This is a genomic window from Psychrobacter sp. T6-1 (assembly GCF_052258445.1).
Genome location: NZ_JBQQFC010000251.1, coordinates 1 through 3,671, shown reverse-complemented (window position 1 = coordinate 3,671; position 3,671 = coordinate 1). Strand labels below are relative to the sequence as shown.

Sequence of the window (3,671 nt, the reverse complement as noted above, 5' to 3'; positions counted from 1 at the left end):
TGGCAGTCGTGCCAAAACTCTGCCTCTATTGGCTCGATATGAGTGGCAATAAAGTCTTTAACTCGGTTATGCATCTCTTGACCGTGCTCACTGACGGCAAACATAGCCTTGGCTGTCGTTGTTGGTTTTTCTGTAGACGTTGTTGGCTTTTCTGTAGACATAATTATTTCCTTTTTCCTTGTGACGCATTATTTATGCAGGTTTATAGTTTGGTGTACGTACGTTTACTCTTTTTGATATGCTACATTTATAACATAGGCGCTACCAATAAACAGCAAAAAAGGCGCGACCGACTAGGACACGCCTTTACAAAACATACACAGTTAATGATGCTACTAGAGCTACTTTAAAATATTTAAGCGCTGATTGAGATCAAAACGCATGAGCGCGTCAGGCAATTTATCGATTGCCATTGTAAGGGTTGCTTCAGCCGCCTGCGCTAAACCTAGCTTCTCTGCCAATGTAGGCTTTTGACGAGAGTGTAGCGCGTAGACTTCATTGTCCTTCATCAGCTCAAGCAAGTAGCTGTCTGAGGTTTGTAGGCTATCAATGAGGTTAAGCTCGATTGCATCTTCACCATACCAGTGCTCACCTGTCGCTACTTTTTGTAGATCCAATTTTGGACGATAAGTGGTCACAAAATGCTTAAATAACTCATGAGTTTGCTCAAGCTCTTGTTGATATTTGACGCGGTCTTCGTCGTCATTTTCACCAAATACAGTCACTGTGCGTTTGTAGTCACCAGCAGTAAACATCTCGTAATCGACGTCATGGTTTTTAAGCCATTTATGAAAGTTTGGTAATTGCGATACCACACCGATAGAACCGATAATGGCAAAGGGCGCAGCGATAATTTTGTCTGCAACGCAGGTCATCATATAGCCGCCACTTGCCGCCACTTTGTCCACACAGACGGTCAATGTCAAACCAGCGTCCTTTAGGCGAGCCAATTGCGCTGCTGCAAGACCGTAACCATGTACCACCCCGCCTGGCGACTCTAAACGTATAACGACCTCATCGCCTTTATTCGCCGTGCTGATAAGAGTGCTAATCTCTTCACGTAGATGCTTGACAGCGCTGGCTTTAATATCGCCATCAAAATCTAATACAAAGACTTGCGTGCTTTTATCAGCATCTTTGTTTTTCTTCTTGGCTTTTGATTTTGCTTTTAGCGCTTGCTTAGCTTTTTTTGCCATGTTTTTTTTAAGTAGCTTGAGTGCCGCTTTGCCTTGCGTGGCTTCCATGAGATCTTCGCGGCGTTGTTCTTGCGCTTTATTAAGGTGGCGAACTTTGAGCTCAACAGGGTTCTTGGGAGGATTAAATAGCATGAACAGTATTCCTTTTTATAGTATAAATAATCTTATGATATTTTGATTGATAGCTATGAAGTCATTTTGATATGAGCGCATGAGTGCTGGTTTTCAAGCCAAGTAAATATATTTATCTGACTACCTCCACGGTAAATGACGCAAGTTTGAACCGTTAGCCTTTATCGTCACAAGTAGATTATCGCATCAGAGTTGTATAACAAAAACACATTAGGCATAATATGCGTTTGCACAAAACTTTCTACTACTAGCGCTACGGCTACTTATTTATGAGCCGTTTTAGTTGTGCTGACTCCTTTATTAGCTAATAATCCCATTTTTAGCACTATTGCCTTTGAATTGACTTGATAACTGGATAACTAAATATTATGACACAGAGCACTATGACGCACAGCGGCTACCGAGACGAATATTGCGGCGCCGTAACAGAGAGCTTACTTGAGCAAACCATCACTATCGTAGGGTGGGTACATCGTCGTCGTGATCACGGTGGCGTGATTTTTTTAGATATGCGCGACCGCGCAGGCATATTGCAAGTCGTCGTCGATCCTGATACGCCAGAGGCCTTTGCTACCGCAGATGCGGCCCGACCAGAGTATGTCCTCAAGATTACAGGACGCGTGCGTCGTCGTTACGAAGGTACTGAAAACGCCAATATGACTAGCGGTCAAGTCGAGCTACTTGGTAAAGAGATTGAAGTACTAGCCAAGTCTGAAACGCCGCCATTTCCGCTAAATGATGAGAACATGACGGTATCTGAGGATCTGCGTCTTAAGTATCGCTACCTTGATATGCGTCGCCCGCAAATGCAAGAGCGCATGGTGTTTCGCGCTAAAGCCACCTCAGCAATTCGTCGTTATTTAGACGATCATGGCTTTTTGGATGTTGAGACGCCTATTTTGACTCGTGCTACCCCAGAGGGCGCGCGCGACTACTTAGTACCGTCACGTACGCGTCCGGGCAACTTCTTTGCTTTGCCGCAGTCGCCGCAATTGTTTAAACAACTATTGATGGTATCAGGCTTTGATCGCTATTATCAAATCGCCAAGTGTTTTCGTGATGAAGATCTGCGTGCTGATCGTCAACCTGAATTTACTCAAGTGGATATTGAGACCTCTTTTTTAAACGAAGAAGAGATCATGACTATCAATGAAGGTCTTATCAAACACGTTTTTAAGACGATGATGGATATCGAGCTTGCTGATTTTCCGCGTATGACTTACGAGGAGGCCATGCGTGACTATGCGTCAGACAAGCCTGATCTGCGTATACCCCTCAAACTGATCGACGTTGCAGACTTGATGCAAAGCGTTGACTTCAAAGTATTCTCAGGTCCAGCCAATGATCCAAAAGGTCGCGTAGCCGCCCTACGTATCCCAAATGGCGCGTCAATCAGCCGCAAGCAAATCGATGCGTATACCAAGTTCGTGGGTATTTACGGCGCGCGTGGTCTGGCTTATATCAAAGTCAATGACGCAAACAACATAAACAATGGCGTCGATAAAGAGTCAGGTTTGCAATCCCCTATTATCAAGAACATGACCGATGACGTTCTTGCTAGTCTAATTGAACGTACTGGCGCTGAGAGTGGCGATATTATCTTCTTTGGTGCGGACAAAGCCAGTACGGTCAATGATGCGATGGGCGCACTACGTCAAAAGATCGGTCTTGATCTTGAAATGCAAACTTGTGAGTGGGCGCCGCTCTGGGTCACAGACTTCCCTATGTTTGAGCAGACAGACGATGGTCGCTGGACGTCAATGCATCATCCGTTCACTAAACCTAAAGGCTCTGTTGAAGAATTGAAAACCAACCCAGAGTCAGCGCTCTCAATCGCCTACGATATGGTGCTAAACGGTACTGAAATCGGCGGTGGCAGCCTGCGTATCAATACGCTTGAGATGCAACAAGCGGTATTTGAAGCGCTAGGAATTGATGAGCAAGAGGCTGAAGATAAATTTAGCTTCTTACTCGACGCGCTTAAGTTCGGTGCGCCGCCGCATGGTGGTCTCGCGTTTGGTCTAGATCGCCTGATTATGCTTATGGTAGGCGCAAGCTCTATCCGTGACGTCATTGCCTTCCCAAAAACTAAGACAGCTGACTGTCCATTGACCGAAGCACCAGCGCCTGTAGATCCTAAGCAGTTACGTGAGCTTGGTATACGCCTGCGTGAAAAAGTTCAGGCAGATACGGATAGACCTGCTCAATAGGGATTTGAGTCAAAACCACTACAATGATGTCAGGTTATGTGAACGCCTATGAATCCATATAATCTTTTTAAGTTCGTGCCGCTACCTGTACTACAAGTAGTGGCGCGCGCTGCTACATCAGTGGTTGTGCGAT

Annotated in this window: 2 protein-coding genes; one reads left to right on the top strand and one right to left on the bottom strand. The window is 45.3% G+C overall.

Annotated elements, in window-relative coordinates:
* Window positions 1-341: 341 nt before the first annotated feature.
* Window positions 342-1,328 carry a protease SohB gene (sohB, locus tag ACTXGO_RS11115; protein ID WP_443574526.1) on the bottom strand — a complete coding sequence of 329 codons (987 nt, stop codon included), beginning with the start codon at window positions 1,326-1,328 and terminating at the stop codon, window positions 342-344.
* Window positions 1,329-1,711: 383 nt separating this feature from the next.
* Between sohB and aspS the strand changes: the two genes are divergently transcribed.
* On the top strand, window positions 1,712-3,538 hold the full coding sequence (gene aspS / locus ACTXGO_RS11110; protein WP_443574527.1) for an aspartate--tRNA ligase: 1,827 nt from the start codon (window positions 1,712-1,714) through the stop codon (window positions 3,536-3,538).
* Window positions 3,539-3,671 lie beyond the last annotated feature (133 nt).